The organism is Amaricoccus sp. W119, assembly GCF_047275745.1.
Taxonomy (GTDB): Bacteria; Pseudomonadota; Alphaproteobacteria; order Rhodobacterales; family Rhodobacteraceae; genus Amaricoccus.
Genome location: NZ_JBKQWU010000028.1, coordinates 26,081 through 43,584, shown reverse-complemented (window position 1 = coordinate 43,584; position 17,504 = coordinate 26,081). Strand labels below are relative to the sequence as shown.

The 17,504-nt window shown below is 64.4% G+C and carries 17 protein-coding genes, 2 tRNA genes and 1 other RNA gene; 8 read left to right on the top strand and 12 right to left on the bottom strand.

Features of this window, described 5'->3' with window-relative positions; translation table 11 throughout:
* Positions 1-728 precede the first annotated feature (728 nt).
* The 3 genes from ACLJK8_RS14270 to ACLJK8_RS14260 all read left to right on the top strand — a co-directional run bounded on the left by ACLJK8_RS14270 (position 729) and on the right by ACLJK8_RS14260 (position 1,128).
* Positions 729-878 carry a hypothetical protein gene (locus tag ACLJK8_RS14270; protein WP_413150971.1) on the top strand — a complete coding sequence of 50 codons (150 nt, stop codon included), beginning with the start codon at positions 729-731 and terminating at the stop codon, positions 876-878.
* 34 nt (positions 879-912) lie between these two features.
* Positions 913-988 (top strand) — tRNA-Arg (locus ACLJK8_RS14265).
* Between the two features lie 73 nt (positions 989-1,061).
* Positions 1,062-1,128 (top strand) — tRNA-Arg (locus ACLJK8_RS14260).
* Between the two features lie 796 nt (positions 1,129-1,924).
* On the opposite strand, the gene thyX is transcribed toward ACLJK8_RS14260, so the two are convergent.
* Positions 1,925-2,848, bottom strand: a complete 924-nt coding sequence (thyX, locus tag ACLJK8_RS14255) for an FAD-dependent thymidylate synthase (RefSeq protein ID WP_413150970.1) — start codon at positions 2,846-2,848, stop codon at positions 1,925-1,927.
* Positions 2,849-2,925: 77 nt separating this feature from the next.
* Here thyX and ACLJK8_RS14250 point away from each other — a divergent pair, with 77 nt between their 5' ends.
* Both ACLJK8_RS14250 and ACLJK8_RS14245 read left to right on the top strand, forming a co-directional pair.
* Positions 2,926-3,354 carry a VOC family protein gene (locus ACLJK8_RS14250; RefSeq protein WP_413150969.1) on the top strand — a complete coding sequence of 143 codons (429 nt, stop codon included), beginning with the start codon at positions 2,926-2,928 and terminating at the stop codon, positions 3,352-3,354.
* Between the two features lie 5 nt (positions 3,355-3,359).
* A complete protein-coding gene (locus ACLJK8_RS14245) occupies positions 3,360-4,088 on the top strand; it encodes a DUF1194 domain-containing protein (protein WP_413150968.1) in 729 nt (242 codons plus the stop codon).
* 54 nt (positions 4,089-4,142) lie between these two features.
* On the opposite strand, the gene ACLJK8_RS14240 is transcribed toward ACLJK8_RS14245, so the two are convergent.
* Positions 4,143-4,505, bottom strand: a complete 363-nt coding sequence (locus ACLJK8_RS14240) for a cupin domain-containing protein (protein WP_413150967.1) — start codon at positions 4,503-4,505, stop codon at positions 4,143-4,145.
* A 156-nt stretch (positions 4,506-4,661) separates the two neighbouring features.
* Between ACLJK8_RS14240 and ssrA the strand changes: the two genes are divergently transcribed.
* Positions 4,662-5,014, top strand: a transfer-messenger RNA (tmRNA) gene (ssrA, locus tag ACLJK8_RS14235).
* 33 nt (positions 5,015-5,047) lie between these two features.
* Here ssrA and ACLJK8_RS14230 read toward each other — a convergent pair.
* From ACLJK8_RS14230 to ACLJK8_RS14185, 10 genes are all read right to left on the bottom strand, one after another.
* The gene (locus tag ACLJK8_RS14230) at positions 5,048-6,124 is read right to left on the bottom strand and encodes a tyrosine-type recombinase/integrase (protein WP_413150966.1); all 1,077 of its coding nucleotides are present in this window, start codon (positions 6,122-6,124) and stop codon (positions 5,048-5,050) included.
* A complete protein-coding gene (locus ACLJK8_RS14225) occupies positions 6,117-6,359 on the bottom strand; it encodes a helix-turn-helix transcriptional regulator (RefSeq protein ID WP_413150965.1) in 243 nt (80 codons plus the stop codon). The genes ACLJK8_RS14230 and ACLJK8_RS14225 overlap by 8 nt, the downstream gene beginning before the upstream one ends.
* Positions 6,360-6,364: 5 nt before the next feature.
* Positions 6,365-6,889 (bottom strand): hypothetical protein, encoded by a 525-nt coding sequence (locus ACLJK8_RS14220; RefSeq protein ID WP_413150964.1) that lies wholly within the window; start codon positions 6,887-6,889, stop codon positions 6,365-6,367.
* Between the two features lie 955 nt (positions 6,890-7,844).
* A complete protein-coding gene (locus tag ACLJK8_RS14215; RefSeq protein ID WP_413150963.1) occupies positions 7,845-8,831 on the bottom strand; it encodes a hypothetical protein in 987 nt (328 codons plus the stop codon).
* A 79-nt stretch (positions 8,832-8,910) separates the two neighbouring features.
* Positions 8,911-9,474 carry an HK97 family phage prohead protease gene (locus ACLJK8_RS14210; protein ID WP_413150962.1) on the bottom strand — a complete coding sequence of 188 codons (564 nt, stop codon included), beginning with the start codon at positions 9,472-9,474 and terminating at the stop codon, positions 8,911-8,913.
* Entirely contained in the window at positions 9,474-10,769 is a 1,296-nt protein-coding gene (locus ACLJK8_RS14205) for a phage major capsid protein (RefSeq protein WP_413150961.1), read from the bottom strand. Before ACLJK8_RS14205 ends, ACLJK8_RS14210 begins: the two co-directional genes overlap by 1 nt.
* 2 nt (positions 10,770-10,771) lie before the next feature.
* Entirely contained in the window at positions 10,772-10,990 is a 219-nt protein-coding gene (locus ACLJK8_RS14200; RefSeq protein WP_413150960.1) for an HNH endonuclease signature motif containing protein, read from the bottom strand.
* Positions 10,991-11,084: 94 nt separating this feature from the next.
* A complete protein-coding gene (locus ACLJK8_RS14195) occupies positions 11,085-12,749 on the bottom strand; it encodes a terminase large subunit domain-containing protein (RefSeq protein WP_413150959.1) in 1,665 nt (554 codons plus the stop codon).
* Positions 12,746-13,300: a hypothetical protein gene (locus tag ACLJK8_RS14190; RefSeq protein ID WP_413150958.1), complete on the bottom strand. Its 555-nt coding sequence runs from the start codon at positions 13,298-13,300 to the stop codon at positions 12,746-12,748. Before ACLJK8_RS14190 ends, ACLJK8_RS14195 begins: the two co-directional genes overlap by 4 nt.
* Before the next feature lie 129 nt (positions 13,301-13,429).
* Positions 13,430-15,748 carry a phage/plasmid primase, P4 family gene (locus ACLJK8_RS14185; RefSeq protein ID WP_413150957.1) on the bottom strand — a complete coding sequence of 773 codons (2,319 nt, stop codon included), beginning with the start codon at positions 15,746-15,748 and terminating at the stop codon, positions 13,430-13,432.
* A 429-nt stretch (positions 15,749-16,177) separates the two neighbouring features.
* Between ACLJK8_RS14185 and ACLJK8_RS14180 the strand changes: the two genes are divergently transcribed.
* Positions 16,178-16,663, top strand: coding sequence for an SspB family protein (locus ACLJK8_RS14180; RefSeq protein ID WP_413150956.1), 486 nt, complete (start codon positions 16,178-16,180; stop codon positions 16,661-16,663).
* A complete protein-coding gene (locus ACLJK8_RS14175; RefSeq protein WP_413150955.1) occupies positions 16,660-17,406 on the top strand; it encodes a gamma-glutamylcyclotransferase in 747 nt (248 codons plus the stop codon). The genes ACLJK8_RS14180 and ACLJK8_RS14175 overlap by 4 nt, the downstream gene beginning before the upstream one ends.
* Positions 17,407-17,504: the final 98 nt, after the last annotated feature.

The following is a 17,504-nucleotide window of genomic DNA, read 5'->3' as shown; positions in this document are numbered from 1 at the left end:
CTTCTGAGCGTCCGTGAACTTCGATGCCTTCATGCCATCGCCTCCTATCCCGGCCAGACAAACCGTACCCGAATTTTCCAGGAATGGACGGCCCAGTTCTCAGGGGGCAGAGCACTCCTTCATATGATCGTCGGCAACAATATCTAGGCAAAGTCGTGCATGCTCAATAGCCATGTTGTAATTCCTCCGTTTTGAAAACAAGTCCGATCTGGATCTCGTTGAGAATCCGATCAGCAGTGATTAAATGTTTGCATTGTCTTTAATTTTATTTATGTTGCGATTCCATCACATCAAATCGATGCGCCGATACGTCATTTTGTTCTTGACAAAATCGTAGACTTAGATATAAGTATATTATATCGATATAACAAACATACGGCTTTGTAATTGATTCAATACGACAGCGTGTTGTTTTAGCGTAGGTTTTATAGTGAGCGTGAGTTCATCTCACTTCGCGTCGTAGACGCGAAGGTACGTATGTCAATTATCGATGAGATTTATCCAGCGTGCAGGACCTACCGTGTCTTCGCGTAAAGCGAAGAATCATATTCTGATAAATAGATCGAGCGATCAAGGTCAGGTTCTCTGCATCGATTTTCCTTAGTCATGTCGATGCAGGGATGTTGTGAATTCCTGATTGAACTTGCTCAATCCTTCAAGGGTGAGTTGGGGCGACGCCAGAATTGGCGTCGCCCTTTTTTATAAATCAACGTGAACGAGGCAATCGAATGAACGACGAAATTGATCTGCATAAGGCGATTGAACAGGCCATCTCAAAGGAGAAGGCGATCCAAGATGAGCTGAGAAATTTTATCGGTCTTGAAGATGATGAAGAGCTAATTGATGTGACCGATGAGGCGTGCCCCCACGCTGGTTGACCATGACTCTTCCGAGGGCTATCCAAACCACATCGGTCCCGTAGCTCAGCGGATAGAGCGACCGCCTCCTAAGCGGTAGGTCGCAGGTTCAAGTCCTGCCGGGATCGCCACTCATCTTGCTACAAAAGATTACAAGCTACAAATGACGATTCCGAACCACAATGAAATCAATGACTTATACAGAGATATCTGATAAGTCATCTACCTCCTAAGCGGTAGGTCGGTGGTTCAAGTCCACCCGGGATCGCCATCGCAAGACCCGCCAAACTCTTCGGGCACCCCGGGGCAAATCTATTCATCCTCGTCAAAGATAATATTCGCACCCGTTAATTCGTTGACGTGTCTGGCAACGTCATTGACGCACATCACCTGATTCTCGCACATCTCTAGGAATCCGCTCGATTATTTGCTTTAGGGAATCATCCAGTGCCGCGATGCTCGGCGCAATTTTAAGCCAATCTTCTTTTTTTGAGTTCTACCTGACCCACCAAACCATCCATTTCAGCATTGTGCCTAGCATTGCGTCCTATCTGATCTGTATCGAGCCAGAGAATCGACCAATGTATTGTTAATACTATCACATATACGAATTCTATTAAATAAATCAATATCATCAAAACTCATTACCCATAGTTTCTCTGATTGGGGAATCTCTGACTTACAAAAATCTGACCCTAACGGCCGATCCCAAGAAAACAGATGTTCCCCCTTTCCCGCTTTGTTGAAAGCCGACACGTCCTCCGACAAGTGCTTTTCTAGGTTCAGAATATTGTTATGTATCCCTAGACATCGGATGAGCAAAGATCTCGCGACAGAGCATTCTGCGTCATGTTTCTCGGCGCTAGCGCGCGCTCGTTCGACATTACTCGCCCACATCTGTGCCGCAAGTGCGATCAGACCACCAATAATTGCACCTATAATGGATGCACCCATCTCGCTCGAGAAATAGAATTGTATATCCTGAAACATTGAAAACGATATCGCTACGGATATTCCAAACATGATTCCCAAAGCGAAACAGCCATTAAGAAAATTCTTGTGCATGTCTAGCGGCTCAACGCCCCCTCGAACTCCCGCCACTCCCCCTTGCTCATCCCGCTGGTCTCCTGCGTCACCGTCTCCCCCGCCAGCATCCGGCGAAGACACGCCATCCCCTTCGCCGAGAACTGGACCGCGCCGAGCCGGTAGTCCTCGAAGGCGCCGTAGGCTGCGGGCACCCAGTCCCGGACGATCTCGCACAAGGCCTCCGCGTAGACGCGGATCTCGTATTGCGCGTGGGGGTCGGCGCGCAGGCGCAGGAAGTGGAAGAGGTTGTGCAGGTCCACCTTCCAGTACCATTGCGTGTAGACATTCGCCGGCAGGTTCATCCGCGCGAGTTCGCGCGCCAGCCCCTGCTGGCCCGAGCCATCGGATCGCGTCTGCGACAGCATCTCCTCGTAATGGTCATAGGCCCGCCCGGAATCCGCGCGCAGGATGTCGAGGACGCGCGCCGCTTCCTCGCCTTCGAGCACGGCGCCCCGGCCCTGGCGGTTGCTGACCGACTGCGCCGAGAGATGTTCCGGCGCGGGGATGTAGAATTCGCGGTCGAGGATCGAATAGCGCGCGCTATACTCGTTCACATTGGCGGTGCGGTGGCGGATCCACTGCCGCGCGACGAAGACGGGCAGCTTGACGTGGAGCTTGATCTCGCACATTTCGAAGGGCGTCGAGTGCCAGTGTCGCATCAGGAAGCGGATGAGGCCTTCATCGTCGCGCGCGGCCTTGGTGCCCCGGCCGTAGGAAACGCGCGCCGCCTGGACGATGGCCGCGTCGTCGCCCATGTAGTCGATGACGCGGATGAGCCCGTGGTCGAGCACCTCCCTGGGCCGGTAGAGCCATTGCTCCATCCCCGGCGCGGTCGCGCGGAGCGTGGGCGTCGTCTCGGCGCGGGCGGCTTCGATCTCGGCCTTTTGTTCCTCGGTCAGTGGCATATGCTCAATCCTCGCAGGCGGTCGCGGGGATTCGCCTCTCAGCTAAATCTAGCGTATCAGACGACGGAAACCCCAAGATGAAGATTACATACCTCCACACCATGGTCCGCGTAAAGGACATCGAGGAGTCGAAACGCTTCTATTGCGACCTGCTCGGGCTCGAGGAGACGCGGCGGGTCGAGAACGAGAAGGGGCGGTTCACTCTCGTCTTCCTCTCGCCGCCGGGCCAGGAGAACGCCGCGGTCGAACTCACGCACAACTGGGACGAATCCGAGCGGCAGGCGGGCGGCCGCAACTTCGGCCATCTCGCCTACCGGGTCGAGGATATCTACGCGCTCTGCGAGAAACTCCAGGCGGCGGGGGTGACGATCAACCGGCCGCCGCGCGACGGGCACATGGCCTTCGTGCGCTCGCCGGACGGGATCTCGATCGAATTGCTGCAGGAGGGCGAGTCGAAGGAGCCGGCGGAGCCGTGGAAGAGCATGGAGAACACCGGCGTGTGGTGAGGCGGGTGGTCGGGGCCCTGGTACGCGGCGCGAGACGTGGCGCGAGACTGGCGCTCGCCGCCCTCGCGGTCGCGCTGCCCGGCCCCGCCGCCGCCGAGCAGTGCCGGATCGCCCTCGCGCTCGGGCTCGACGTGTCCTCGTCGGTCGATGGCGGCGAATACGCGTTCCAGACCGAGGGGCTCGCGGCGGCGCTCATGTCGGAGTCGGTGCGCGCGGCCTTTCTCTCGATGCCCGGCCAGGTCGTGGCGCTCAACATCTACGAATGGAGCGGCCGGCGGCAGCAGCAGACGCGGCAGGACTGGGTCATGATCCGCTCCGCCGCCGATCTCGACGCGGTCGCGGGCCGGATCGCCACCATGGGGCGGAGCTTCGAGCAATATCCGACCGCGCTCGGCCATGCGATCCTCTACGGCGCGGCGACGCTCGCAAGCGCCCCGCCCTGCGCGGAACTGAAGCTCGACATCTCCGGCGATGGCACCAACAACGATGGCGTCCCCCCGCCCTTCGCCGCGCCCGACGCGCCGATCGTGATCAACGGCCTCGTCATCGGCGACGACGGCGAGACGATCGGGCGCTACTACGAGAATTTCGTGATCCGGGGTCCCGGGGCCTTCGTCGAGCGGGCGCGCGACTACGAGGATTTCGAGGCCGCGATGAAGCGCAAGCTGGAGCGGGAACTGCGGCCCGCGGCGGTCAGCCTGCTCGGCACGCCGGCTCCCGCGCCCCGGCTCTGACCGGCGCTGGACCGGACCCGGCCCGGCGGAAGGACGGGAGCCGAGATCGGCGCGCTACCCGTCCTCGGGTGTCAGGATCGCGTAGATCTTGGTGACGCGGCCGATCGACTCCCACGTGCCCCGGAACCCGGCCGCGATCACGAAGGCGTCGCCCGGCCCGTATTCCACCGCGCCGGTCCCGTCCGTGAGCCGCACCCGGCCTTCGAGAAGCACGCAAAGCTCGGTTTCCGTGTAATTGACCGAGAGCACCCCCGGCTCCGCCTGCCAGTGCCCGGCGTGAAAGCGTCCCGAGGCATCGGAGAACCCGTTCCAGAGCCGCGCGACGCCCGAACCCGCGACGACGCGATCGGGCGCCGCGTCGGAAGGCTCGGCCTCGCCGCTCATGTCGATCGTCGCCACGAAATCCGGAATCGTCATCGATCTCAGCCTCCCACCGCCGATCCCGCCCGGCTCGGCGGGCCGGGCCGAGACTATCGCCTCGCTTCGCACCCTGCCAGTTCGGAACACGGCCATCGGCTTTGGAGAGGCCATTCGCGGCCGGGCATCGCACCGCGTTCATTCCGCCGATGTTTCCCCCTTTGAATCCTGCGAGCCCGGCCCTATATTCGATTCCGTTCGGGCAACCGGACTATGGTGATAAACGCGCACGTAATAAGCGGATCGGACCCGGGGGCGGTACCCGGCGGCTCCACCAAAGTCTCTCGTTGGGGGCGAATGGGGCCGAAACAGGATCGACGGACGTCTAAAGGTGTTAGCTTTTACTCGGCAGGATGCCACCGTTACCGGCTCAAGAGCAATAGTTGCCAACGACAACCGTGCTCCGGTCGCGCTCGCCGCGTAAGCGGTAAGCAAGACCAATTCTGAAGTCCCGTGCTCTAGCAAGTTCGGGCGGGGTTCGCAGGCACCTGGCAACAGAAGCCTGCACTCTCTTTTCTGAGAGCTAAGCGACTGATATTCCATCATTCCTGCTTTCCATTTTTCCAGTGTTTTACAATCTGCGTCTCGTTTCGTTCGCGGTACTCCTTCAGGATCGCCTGCCCGCTCGCCTTCCGGTCCGCGTGACGGCAGTAGTGCTCGACCATTTCGACTGACATCCCGACCATGTCGGAAATCTGGAGAGCCGTGTAACCGGCGGCTCGGAGCCGGATCACCGCGTTGGCGCGGAGCCCGTGCGGCTTGGCCCCCGCGAGAACCGGGTGCTTGGCCCGCTCCCGGTCGAAGACCTTCCACATCTGATTCTCGCTGAACGGCTTGCCCGCGCTCTTGCCTTCCTCCTGAATGAGGTACGGGCCAGGGCGCCGCTCCCAAGTGGCGATCTCGGCTTCCAGCTCGGGGAAGATCGGGCACCACGGGCGCGCGCCGGTCTTCTTCTGGCGAAGGCTGAATCCGCCGCCGTCCTCGTCATTCGGTCCCAGCCTCACCACGTCGCTGATCCGCTGGCCCGTGTACCGGCTCAGGAAGTAAAACCGGCGCAGCGCCCCCGTGAACGTCTTTTCGGCGAACGCCAGTTGCTCCTGCGTCCAAGGCACGTGCCCCTCGCCCTTTGCGAAGTGCGCGACACCCTGCGTCGGGTCATGGCTCAGAAGCTCCACCGGCCCGTTCGCCCAGCGGCACATCGCCCTGAGCGCGTCGAGCACATTGTTGGCCGCGCCCGGTCGCTCCGCTCCGATCTTGCGGATCAGCTTGTCCACATGGGACGGGCGAAGGCTACTGGCGGGCAAATGCCCCCAAGCTTTCCGAATGGGTTTCAGGTTCCGCCGATACTGTTCCTGCGTCCCCTTGCTCAGCTTTCGCTGCAAGGTCGGCCATGCCAACTCGTAGGTGTCGATCAGAGCATTGATCGTATTCGGGACGGGAAGGCCAGATATGCCCCGTGCTTGCCTATACGCTTGCCAGAATTCGGGCGTCTGGGGATCATTGGGGAGCTTTATCCGCTCGCCCGCGTGCGGTGTCCCCCGACCTTCCTGATAGTAGTAGTATTCCCGGCCACGGGACAGAACCCGATGCACGTGGCGCGGAAGCGAGACGCTAGACATTGTCCACTCCGGTCATGAACGGATCATCCTCGCCGCCGGACCGCGAGCCGAGGCAAGCCATCACCTCCGCCCAGGTCCACCGGACAGAGCTACCGAACCGGATCGGCTTCGGAAGCAGGCCGCGCTGAACGTAGGCATCCACCGTCGACTCGCTCATGTCGAGTTCCGCCGCGAGCGTCGCCTTCGAGACGAAGGACGGCGGACGGTCTCCGAGGATGACGCGGCGGTTGGCCATAAGTCTCAGTCGTCCTCACCAATGATCGCGCGCTCTTCTTCGGTGTAGTGCTCGATCATCTTGCGGAGCTTGGCGACGTTGAAGGTCGTCACCTTCCGGGCATCCGTGCCGCCGGGGCAGAAGAGATTCGTCTCCCAGTCGGACGCCGGAGGAACCATGTCCGCTGGAATGGCGTGTCCTCGCTTCCCGAAATAGTCCTGCACATAGGCGATGGCGGGAGCCGTCGGCGTTTCGCGCGCGGCGAACATGACGGAGCAGGCAATCTTGCCCGCCGTCCGCGCATCGAACCCGTCATCCATCAGTTCGCGGAAGAGCCAAAGGCCGATCATATCGGCGGGATCGAACAGGCGCGCCCGACCGGGGGTCGTGTCGGGCGCGCAATTATACGCTCCGGCGGCGATGTGTTCGTTGAGACGGTCGCGGTCGATTTTCGCCACTCGGCAGGCTGCCTTGGTCGTGAGCTTTGGAACGGTCATCAGGACTACCTCTTGAGATTTCCCAGAAGGTAGCGAACCTACGGAAAAATTCAAGAGGTTGCTCGCATCCGACGAAGGCGGTCTGCTCTTTTCTCAATCCAATCCCGCCACCTCTTGATCGCCAGCCGCATATCAGGCACCGTCCGAGAAGCGACTTTCATCTAAGGTGTGAGCGTTGATCGAATTCATCGAGAGAACTGCATCTAATAGCCTATTTCAGTCAATATTCATTCTTATTTTAACTACAATTATAACGCGGTTTGCAACCTCAAAAGGAAATTTAATATATGGAATTTCTCATCAGCACTATTATTCTATGCCGAGACTGGATAACAATGGGAGTTTTCCAGTAATTACACAACAAATATGGTTTGAAAATGCGGGCGGATCGACACTAGAATCTGTCGAGGTAGTTTTAAACTGGCGGCCACAGCACTTTGAAGTTTGGGATCCGCGCAATTTTTCTGAGCGATTTTCGGCGGACGGAAAGCTTGTGCTGGAGTTCCCGTACCTAGCCGCTCGAGATTCCATACGACTGTCGATGATCGAAACATTCCGACAGGAATTGCCGATGGTATCAGCGGTTCGGCACCGATCGGGATCGGGGAAGCCCGTCGCGATGCAACCTCGAAGGATTCTGCCCGCGTGGGTTCGACGCTTAGCCATCTCTCTCCTTGTCGTAGGCGTGAGCACGGTCTTGTACCTAGCTTTACAGCTTGTGGTGTGGCTCGCCTCGTTAGGCAGCACTGCTAACGCATCGATTCCTTCGTAGAGGCGAGTTGAAAGCCGTTGCGTCCAACTAGACGCAACGGCCCCGGCGTTGCCCGGACGCGGGCTGCCAATGATCGCCCCCGCTTCCCGGCGTGACGATCCGCGCCGCGTGGGGAGGAAAGGTACTCCCACCGCGCCTTGACGGGGTTTGTGGCCAAAGACCATGACCGGGCACTCACCGTCTAACCCCAGATGCTTCGGCTCGATGAAAACCAGGGCGCATCCGAGCCCTATCTCGTCACTCCGCCCAGTCGATGAAGCTCATCGCGTCGGTCAGCTCGGCGCCGGACAACCCGGCCTCCTTCGCCTGCGCCATCGCCTGAACCATGGTCGCCAGCGCCCGCGCCTTGCCGCCCGCGTCGAATGCCTGCATCGGCCGAACCACGTCGATCAGGACGGAGCCGCCGAGCTTGGCGGAGGCTTCCTCGGCGATCAGGAGCGCCATCGGTTGCAGGACGAGCTGCGCCAGATGCCGCTGCGCCTCGCGTACCAGCGGCCCTTGCGCCTGTTCCACGAAGAGGCCGGGCAGGACGCCGAACGCCGCGTAGATCCCGGACTTGGCTTCGGTCAGGAACTTGTCGGCGAGCGTCCTTTGCAGATCGGGCGAGAGCTGATCCGGGCTTTTGCCGAGGTTCGGGTTCATGCCCGCCGCCGTCGCCTGCGCCACGCCCTCGATCACCAGCGCCGCGCCGCGTCGGCCCCGAAAGCCGAGCCGGAGAGCTTCCATGTCCTCGGCCGCGCCCTCGGGAACTGGCACGATCTGAGAGCCCAGCGGTGCGTCCCGAAACACGGCCAGGAGCGCGGTTTCCAGTTCATGCAGCAGTTGCGCCGAGAGCTGTGCCCGCCGGAGCGGCGCCGTCCCCGTCCAAGGCGTCACCGCGTCGGAGCCGATGCGGAAGTGAAGCACCTCGGCCGCGAGCGCGGTTTCGGAGCGCCCGCCACCGGCTTCCGAGACTTGCAGGCGATAGGCCCGAGGCTCGCCGTGCCGGGTCGTCACATCCCAGTCGCTCGCCGGAATCAGCCGGTCCGCGATCAGGAACACCGCCTCGCCCCGGAGCGCCAGGGAGCGCGCCGTGAGCGCCATGGCTCGCCGCGTCAGGAGGTTGGAGCCCTTCACGTCCGCGAGGCTCAGGCCGCTTTCCCAGAGGCTCACGCAAGCCTGTACCGTCGCGGTCAGCTCGCCGAGGCCCGAGGCGCCGGAGATATAGGACTGCCTCGCGGCCATGATCTGCGCCGAGTAGCCCGTGCCGCTCGATCGGGTTTCCGCAGGTTTGCGCCGGTTAAATATGCCCAGAGGCCACATTTCAGACCCTCCACCGATTCAGCGGATGCACCGGGCCGCGATAGGGCAGACGGTCTTGGTGCGTTTCCCAGGCCCGCGCCTCGATCTGCGCCGAGGGATAGGCGGGCCGCGTCACCGCGCTGAGCTCGAACAGATCCGCGCGCGTGATGGTCCTCACGAGCCCGTCGCCGCGCCGCTCGATCTGCTCGCCGCCCGCCGGTACGCGGAAGCCCGGAGACAAACCTCGAACCAGTCCAGCACCGTGAGCACCAAGGAAATCTCGTACATAGGTGATCCCCCGCATCGTCTCGGAAATCGTGGCCTCGATCACCAAGGCCGCGTCGGTATCGGTCACGTCCAAGCTGCCCGCCGCCCGAGAGGCGAGGGGCTTTTCGTAGTCGTGCCCGGCGAGCAGGTGGATTTCTCCGCCCGCCTCGATCCGGTCAGCGAAGGCCCGCGCGGCGATGACTTCGCGCCGCCCAGGTGCCAGTTCGGTTTCCGCGCCATAGGGGAACGTCGCCCGAAGGCGGGTCGCCCCGCCCTCGCTGCGGAGTTCCAGCGCGCCGAGAGACGCCCCCCACAGCATCAGGACGCCGCGAGCTGGATGCCGGAGACGACGCGGAGCTGCGCCGGTCGGGCAACGGTCACGTCAGCGGTCGTCAGCGCCGTGAGCCGGAGCCCGCCCGACTGCGCGTCCGAGTAGGGATCGCGGATCAGGTCCACCGCGCCCCAGAGCCCGACGAAGACCGGGGCAACGCCGCCGCTCGCCGTGGTGAACAGCATCGAGGTTTCCGCCGGGCTGCCCGAGGGAGCCGGGAGCGCGTTGGAGGTCACATTGATGCCAGCAGGAAAAGTACCCGTGACCGAACGCCCGGCCAGGAGGAAAGCCAGCCGGTGATATTCGGTCGACTGCGTCACCGTGTTCAGCTTGCCTTCGAGGTAGCCGAACAGTTCCGGCCGCATTAGCGCGCGGATCTCGCCGGGCGACGTGATCGCGTTCGCGGTCATGAAGGCGACGATCTGGGCGAGGAAGTTCGCATACTCCGGTTCCGCCGAGAGGTCGGTATCGGCGATGCCGTAAGACGCAGCGCCCGAGACGACGCCGAGCGGCTGGCCCGCCGAGCCGGTCCCAAGGAAGATCGCCTTGTCCAACTCGGCGGCCATCGCGCCGTTCATGTCGCGCCGGATCGCGGCTTCCAGCGCCTCGCCCGACTGAAGGAGCGACTTGCGGCTGATCCGCATGTGAACCCCGAGCGTCTGTTCGGGCTTCAGCGCGCGGTCGGTCGTGGCGTAGGAAGTCGGTCCGGCGACGTTCGCCAGCTCGCCGTTCGCCCAGCCCGCCGTCACCGCCGAGGTCGTCACCGGCCATTCCACCGCGCCGGAGCCGATGGTGATGAGCTGCGCCCCCATCTTCGCCGCCACCGAATCCGGGAACAGCCGGTCAATGATCGGCCGCGTCTGGATCGGGTCCGGGGTGCCCGAGGCGATGGTTTCGCCCGCGCGCTGTTCCAGCGCCAGGAGCGGAACCGGGGTGCCGCGATAGCCGCCCGCGCTCCGAAGCTCGGTCACGACTTCCGCCGTCTTGCCCGAGAGCGCCCGCCCTTCGTCCAGGTGCAGCGCCACCTGCCGAAGCTCGAAGGCCGCGACCAGATCCGCCCATTCGCGGCCAGAGCGGGTTTCCAGCTCGGCGCCCGCCTCGCGCCGCTCGCCGTCCTCGGCGATCAGCGCCGCGCGGTAGCGGGTTTCATTGGTCCGATACTCCGAGTCGAGGGTTTCCATCGAACGGGTTTCGTCCTCGGTCGGGGCAGGCTTGCCCGCCAGCGCCGCGAGGGACTGGCGGATTTCCGACTGACGCCGGGAGATTTTGACAGAATCCAGCATGTTCACTCCATTGCCGGGGTTGGGATTTCCGCAGCCAATTCGGCAACGGCTTTGCGCCAGGCTTGGCGCTTCGGGTCGGGCGGCTTGTGGCCGCACTCGATCCGGGTCTTCTTCGTGTGGCAGGGACCGCACAGGACTTGCAGATTGCCGGGATCGAAGGCGCGATCAGGCGCGTTGCGAACCGGCTCGACGTGATCCACTTCGAGCCGCAGCACCGGCATTGCCAGCCGTCGCGCTCCAGGATGATCTGGCGCAGCACCTGCCAGCGTCGCGTCCGCAGCACGGGCCGGGAGAACCGGGTGAAGTCGTCGCGCCTCAGACCCATAGCGCCCTCGCTTTCCGCGTCGGCGCGGCCTTGCGGCGCATCCCCTCGGCCACCGCGAGCACCGTCGCCGCCGCCGCGTCGATCCGCCCGAGGCTCCGCGCCTTGGCGAGCTTGTGGTTGCCCGCCGGGTCAATCAGCGTGATCGCGTCCGCGAAGGCGGAGCGCAGCAGGAGCGACGGCGCCACCGCGATCTCGCCGTCGAACAGCGCCCGGCGGAACCGCTCTATGTCCTCGGAGCCGTCCTTCCAGCCGAAGCCGCGCCAGATGAACGGGACGCGCGCGAGCCCGCCCGTCTGCATCGCCTCGGTAAATTCGGCATGGCGGAAGCGGTCGCCCACGATGCAGGCCACCTCGGCGCCGTCGATCCGTCGCGCGATCTCCGCGAGCCACGGGCCGGGCGGAACCGTGGCCTCGCCCATCACGGAAAGCTCGCCCCGCTCCTGCATCTCGACATAGCGCCCGGAGACGCCGTCAGACGCGCCACGGTCGGCCAACGCCGGGAAGGCGGGGAAGGTGCCCAAGGCTTCGAGCCGCCCCGTCTGGGGCCAGTAGAACGCTGCCGCGCTCATGCTCCGCGAGCCGCCGAGGTCAATGCCCAGGATGCACTCGCCACGACGCGGGGGAAGATCCTCGGGAGCGACTTCCGCCGCCAGCCATTCGTCCACCGTCACCAGGACGGAGCGATCCTCGGTCGAGACGCGCTCGTTTCGGTTCAAGTTGCGGAAGCTCGACAGCGCCGAGCCGCCGCGCGCGATAGCCCGCCGCGCCTGCGCCACCAGCCATTCCGGGGTCGCGCCGATGCCCTCGGCCGAGCCGGGGTTCGCGATCAGCAGGCTATCGAGGTCATCCGCCGGGAGCCCAGGCGAAGGCCGATGCTCCTGAACGAAGGTGCCCGGCGGGGGTTCATCGAGCCAACGGCTAAAAGTGTTCGCGTCATCGGGCGCCGAGGTCGAGATGATGAGCGCCCGCCCGCCACGCTTGCCGAGGCCGGAGAGGATCGCGTTCTCCAGGTTGTCGCCCTTCTCGCGTTCCCAAGCCGCGCGCTCGTCCATCAGCGCCAGCGTCGGAGCGCCGCCGAGGATGGACTTGCCGTCGGCCGGGATAACCCGGATCAGCCCGCCGCCGTTCGCCGCGTATTCGACTTCCATCCGGTAGCCGTGGCGGATCTTGAACAGCTCCTGTTCGCCCTCGGGGAGCCCTTGGACGAAGCCGACGACAAACTGGAACGCCGTCTTCGCCTGATCCCGGTTCCGCGCCGCGAGGATGATTTCCCGCTTCGGCTGATCGTCCCAGACGCCCATCCCGGAGCCGAGCGCGATCCCGGCCGCGAGCGCGGTCTTCGCGTTGCCTCGGCCGATGCTCAGCACGCCGATCATCACGTCAGGCGCCAGAGCGCCACGCACGAACTTCCGCTGATATTCGGCGAGCCGGAGCGGCGTTCCCGCCTTCGGTCCCTCGGGGATCGTCAGGGTTTCGAGGAAGGCAATCGCCGTCTCGGGTATGTCCTCGGCCCGGATTTTTTCCGTGAGCGAGAAACAAACAGGTGGGGCGCCGGTTCCGGGGTGCTTCGAAGTCGAGGCATTGGGACCAGATCCGGCCGGTAGCCCGTCCTTCCTCGGCCTGCCACGCGGGCGCTTCACGACTTGCTCGGTCATGCGCGCACCGCCTTGTATCGGCCGATGATCCGCGCCGCCGCGAGCGACATGCCTTGCGGCCCTTCGGCCGCGCCTCGCATGTCATAGAGCCGCGCCGCCTCGTCGTTGACCGCAAGCCGCAGGTCATGGGGTATGTCGGCCACGGCCACGCCATAGCCCGCCGGATAGGTGACGATCAGCGCGCGCCCCTCGCCCTTGCTCGTCAGGTGCAGGACAGGCCGTCGCCCCGGCTCGATCCACCAGCCCGCCGGATGCGCGGTCGCGTTGCCCTCGCCATCCACGAGCTGCACCGTCACCGGATGCTCGGCGAGCCCTCCTGCGTAGAACGGGCCGACAGGCAAGGGGATCGCATCGCCCCAGCAATCGAGCGTGACCGCGATGGACTGCGCCAGGAGCGCCAGTTCCGTCCGCGCCTCGATCTCGCCCGCCGCCGTCCAGCCCATCAGGGTCAGGTTCGCGTCGTCGTCGTCGTCATCGACGCGGGCATGGAGCTTGAGGTCGGCGAGGTCGAAAGGCGCCGTCGCGGCGAACGGGTTACGGATGTACCTCATCGGCCCATCCCCCGGTTACGGTTACGCTTAGTTACGCGTAACTCGGCATTCCCCCTCATATGCGCGCGCGTATGAGCGATAATCCAGGTTACGCGTAACCATCCGTAACCGTAACCGCTCGGTGTGCTCTCAATCATGGTGATCCGCCCCTTTCCGGTTGATCGTGACGCCGGACCAGCCCCGGTAGGTCTTGCCGTCGATCTTCCTCGCGTGGTCGCGAAGGCCGTTACGCCGCAGCCGGGCCGCGATGCCGCGCTGCGATCCCGCTTCTTCGCCCGCCGCCTTGGCGAAGGCCGACCAGCTCGCGAACAGGTCGGCCGTGTTCTCCCAGCGATGCGGGTTCCCCGGCTCGACGGTGCAGGTCTCTTCCAGCCACTGCGCGGTGAAGTCCTGTTCGCCGAAATACTCGGCCGTCGCGGCGCGGACGCTCTCGGGCTGGGCCAAGCCGCTCCGCTGCCAAGCCACCGCGCCCTCGATCATCCATCGCAGGATGCCCGGCCATTCGGCCCGCAGCTTCGCTTCGAGTTCGCGGTCGGGGTTCTTCGGCTTCACGGTGAACGGGACGATGTTGAACCGCCGCCGGGCCGCGTCATCCACGTTCACCAGGGCGGGCGCGTGGTTCCCGACGATGGTGAGCTTGAATTCGGGCTGATACGTGAAGAAGTCCTGCCGCATGAACCGCGCGGTGATCGGGTCGCCGCCGGTCATCGCCTTGATCCGGCTTTCCGCCCAGGCGCGGCCTTCCTCGGTCTCCGAGGCCGAAACCATCCGCGCCCCGCGTAGCATCGCGAGTTCGGTCGGGTGCTTGTCGCCACGGGTCGCGGTGAACGTGTCCATGCTCGCGACGGTCGCGTAGTCGCCCATGAGGCCCGCAACCGTGTTCAGGAAGACGGACTTGCCGTTGCCACCGGGGCCATAAAGGAAGATCAGCGCGTGCTCGCGGGTGTCGCCGGTCAGGCAGTAGCCGCACCACCGTTGCAGGAATTCGACCATGTCCGCGTCGTTCTGCGTGGCTTCGAGCAGGAATTGCAGCCACAGCGGGCAATCCGCCCTCGGCGACGGGGCAACGGCCGCGTGTTTCGTGATCCCCGTATCCGGCCGCGCCGGGAGAACCGCGCCGTTCCGCAGGTCCACCGCGCCGCCGGGACAGCCCAGGAGGAACGGGTCGCGGTCCCAGCAGTCCTGATTGACCGCATGGGCACGATCCGCCCGCGCAAACGCTTCGACGCCCGCTGCGAAGGCCCGCTTGCGTACGGCCGCCTGCGTCTTGAATTCCGCGCCGTCCGACAGATTGCGCGCCACCTCGCGGCACCAGCTAAAGGCGAGGTTCGTGGTGTCCGTGCGCCAGCGGTCGCCGGACCACTCGTACCAGCGGCCCGCGTCATGATCGAACCGCAGCGAGTTCTGGAACCGCGCCGTGAAGGCCAGCGCCACGCCGTCCTCGGTCAGCTCGGCGAGGTCCGCGCTGTTCGTCGCTTGCCGCTCGCGGGGGCGCCGGGGTTCATTGCGTTCCGCGTAGCCGAACGACGCGGGAGCGATCCCCATCTTCTCGCACAGCCAGAGCGCGGCGTCGCGCGGCGTTCCGGCCCCGCCGAATTCCATCACCACGTCGAGCGCCGTCATACCGCGCTCGCGGCCCCAATCCTTGATGCCGGTCGGCGCGAAGCTCAGGTCTTCTTCGAGGTTGCGCGCGAGATTGAGGGACGTAACGCGCCAAGCGCCGGTACCGGGCTGGAAGGCCGCGCGAGGGAACAGGGCCGGCACCCAGCGGTCGAGATGCGCCAGCGCCGCGGACTTCACGTTGGTGAAGAAATCGCCGCCGGTACCGGGCTTGTTCTGATCCGCCTTCTTCTCGCCCGATTTCTGCTTAGCCGCTTCGGCACGCGCGATCAGCTTCGCTAGGGTCTTCGGAGCCGGGCGAATCTCGTTGGGTGTCCCGGCCACGTGCTTCGCGGTCAGCGTTAGGTAGCGCCCGGACGCGTAGATCTCGACTTTGGCGGGGTCACACTTGATCGCCGCCGGGATCGTCCCACGGGCCAGGAGACGCAAGCCGCGATCACTCGGCGAGACTTCGGCGTAGGTCTCGGCGAGGTCGAGGATCTCCGAAACCCAATCCTCGGGCTGCCCCTCAACGTCGAGGCAGTGGTCGAGGTCGATCCCGATCAGGTCAGGGTCGGCGTCCAGCGAGAATCCGACGCCCGCCAGCCCGCGCCGAGCCTGCGTCTCGCGGGCGACATAGTAAGTCGCCCAGGCCGCTTCATCCGTCGAGCCTGCCCTATTGCCCGTGTGACCGCTCCGGGGTGGTTTGGTCCACCGGGTGCCGCTCCAATCGTAGTCCCAGGTCATCCAGCCGCGCAGCGGCTTGAGACCGGCGAGGGCGCCAGAGTTCGGAAGATCGCGCTCAAGGCGGTAGCCGGGGCGCGGGGGGATGTTCGCTTCCGCGTTCACGCCGCGATCCCCCAGTGCAGAGCGATAATGGGGTGACGCGCCGCCAGCGATGCGGTATCCTGCGCGGGAAGCTGAGCGGCTTCATATGCGATTTCAGCGCCGTTGCGGGGTCCAGCCGCAGCGGCGTTTTCGTTTTGCGTATCCCTCTGATCCGCTTTACAAGATGCCGGTTCGTTCCCGGTCCGTACGCGGATGTTCAGGCTCGCGTTGTAAAACGCATCCTTTTGAAGTTGCGAGCTAACCGCCGAATTCGGCAGAAGCCTGCACTTTCCCTCAAATTCCCTCACGCCCGGCACCGACCGGGAGCTTGCCCCGCTGGCCCGCGGCCGCGGTACTTCGCGCGCGCACAACCATCGAGCGTGGCGCCGATTTCGCCCTTCCCTGCCGGTGAAAAACCTTTAAGGTCGCCGCGATGACAGGGAGCGCCGCATGGCAAAAGGGATCAATTATGGGCAATTGATGCACAAGGCCCTGCGCCAGCTGATGGCCGAGGTCCTGTCGCAGGTCGCGCGGGAGGGCCTGCCCGGCAAGCATCACTTCCTGATCAGTTTCGACACCACGCATCCGGGCGTCGACATGGCTGACTTCCTGCGCCAGCGCTATCCCACCGAAATGACCATCGTGCTGCAGGAATGGTTCACCGACCTCGCGGTCATGAAGGACCGGTTCACCGTGACGCTGAACTTCGGCAACATGCCCGAGCCGATCGTCGTGCCCTTCGAGGCGATCAAGACCTTCGTCGACCCGAGCGTCGAATTCGGTCTCCGGTTCGAGCCGCACGAGGTCGAACCGGGCGCCGGCGACCATGGCGGTCCGGATGGCGGCGACGAACCGCCCCCGGAACCTCCGGCCTCGCCATCCCCGCAGGGTGAGGGCGAAGTGGTGAGCCTCGCCAAGTTCCGCGGCAAGCATTGACCACGAAGACGAGCGCGCCCCGCGCCCGTGCGATGCGGCTGACGTCGGAAATGGTGCGCCGCGCCTTCCGGGAAGAGCCGGACCCGGGGCCCGGGCCGGGCTTCACCCCCGCGACGGAGGAAGAATCCGCGGCCCTGGTCCGGTCGCTGCTCACACGGCCGGGAGCGCCGGGGCCGGACGCGCCGGCCTATGTCTTCGCCTATGGATCGCTGATCTGGAAACCGGATTTCGAGGTGACCGAAACCCTGCGCGGCACGCTGCGCGGCTGGCACCGGTCCTTCTGCATCAAGCTCACCCGCTGGCGTGGCTCGCCCGCCAAGCCGGGGCTGATGATGGCGCTGGAGCGCGGCGGCAGTTGCGTGGGCCTGCTGCTCCGGCTGCCCGAGGCGGCGAAGGACGAGATCCTGCTCACGCTCGTGAAGCGCGAGATCCCGCACCGCGAGGGCGCCGACATGGCGCGCTGGTCGCAGATCGAGACGGCGCACGGCCGGCTGCCCGCGCTTGTCTTCTGGACGGGCCCGACCGGGCCGCAGATCGAGCACGGGCTGCCGCTCCCGGCGGTCGCCCACCGCCTCGCGCATGCCTGCGGCCACGGCGGGTCGGGGGCCGAATACCTCTTCAACACGGTGCGGGACCTGGAAGCCGCGGGCATCCGCGACCGCAACCTCTGGCGCCTGCAGGAACTCGTCGCGGAGGAGATCTCCGCCTGGCCGAGACCGGTGACGGCGCGCGCCGGAGGGTAGCGCCCCCCTCACGACCCGGCGCGGAACGCGCGAGCTTCCATCACGCCGCGGCGTCCCGAAGAATTCGGTCGGGTGGAGAGTTGTCTTCGCCGTCGTGA

What these genes read in the sequence shown, in the direction of transcription:
- ACLJK8_RS14250 (WP_413150969.1), top strand. Translation starts at nt 2,926, where the DNA reads ATGAAGATTACATACCTCCACACCATGGTCCGCGTAAAGGACATCGAG.
- ACLJK8_RS14215 (WP_413150963.1), bottom strand. Translation starts at nt 8,831, where the DNA reads ATGGCCGCGAGGCAGTCCTATATCTCCGGCGCCTCGGGCCTCGGCGAG.
- ACLJK8_RS14240 (WP_413150967.1), bottom strand. Translation starts at nt 4,505, where the DNA reads ATGACGATTCCGGATTTCGTGGCGACGATCGACATGAGCGGCGAGGCC.
- ACLJK8_RS14210 (WP_413150962.1), bottom strand. Translation starts at nt 9,474, where the DNA reads ATGCTGTGGGGGGCGTCTCTCGGCGCGCTGGAACTCCGCAGCGAGGGC.
- ACLJK8_RS14270 (WP_413150971.1), top strand. Translation starts at nt 729, where the DNA reads ATGAACGACGAAATTGATCTGCATAAGGCGATTGAACAGGCCATCTCA.
- ACLJK8_RS14180 (WP_413150956.1), top strand. Translation starts at nt 16,178, where the DNA reads ATGGCAAAAGGGATCAATTATGGGCAATTGATGCACAAGGCCCTGCGC.
- ACLJK8_RS14200 (WP_413150960.1), bottom strand. Translation starts at nt 10,990, where the DNA reads ATGCCGGTGCTGCGGCTCGAAGTGGATCACGTCGAGCCGGTTCGCAAC.
- ACLJK8_RS14230 (WP_413150966.1), bottom strand. Translation starts at nt 6,124, where the DNA reads ATGTCTAGCGTCTCGCTTCCGCGCCACGTGCATCGGGTTCTGTCCCGT.
- ACLJK8_RS14190 (WP_413150958.1), bottom strand. Translation starts at nt 13,300, where the DNA reads ATGAGGTACATCCGTAACCCGTTCGCCGCGACGGCGCCTTTCGACCTC.
- ACLJK8_RS14205 (WP_413150961.1), bottom strand. Translation starts at nt 10,769, where the DNA reads ATGCTGGATTCTGTCAAAATCTCCCGGCGTCAGTCGGAAATCCGCCAG.
- ACLJK8_RS14195 (WP_413150959.1), bottom strand. Translation starts at nt 12,749, where the DNA reads ATGACCGAGCAAGTCGTGAAGCGCCCGCGTGGCAGGCCGAGGAAGGAC.
- thyX (WP_413150970.1), bottom strand. Translation starts at nt 2,848, where the DNA reads ATGCCACTGACCGAGGAACAAAAGGCCGAGATCGAAGCCGCCCGCGCC.
- ACLJK8_RS14225 (WP_413150965.1), bottom strand. Translation starts at nt 6,359, where the DNA reads ATGGCCAACCGCCGCGTCATCCTCGGAGACCGTCCGCCGTCCTTCGTC.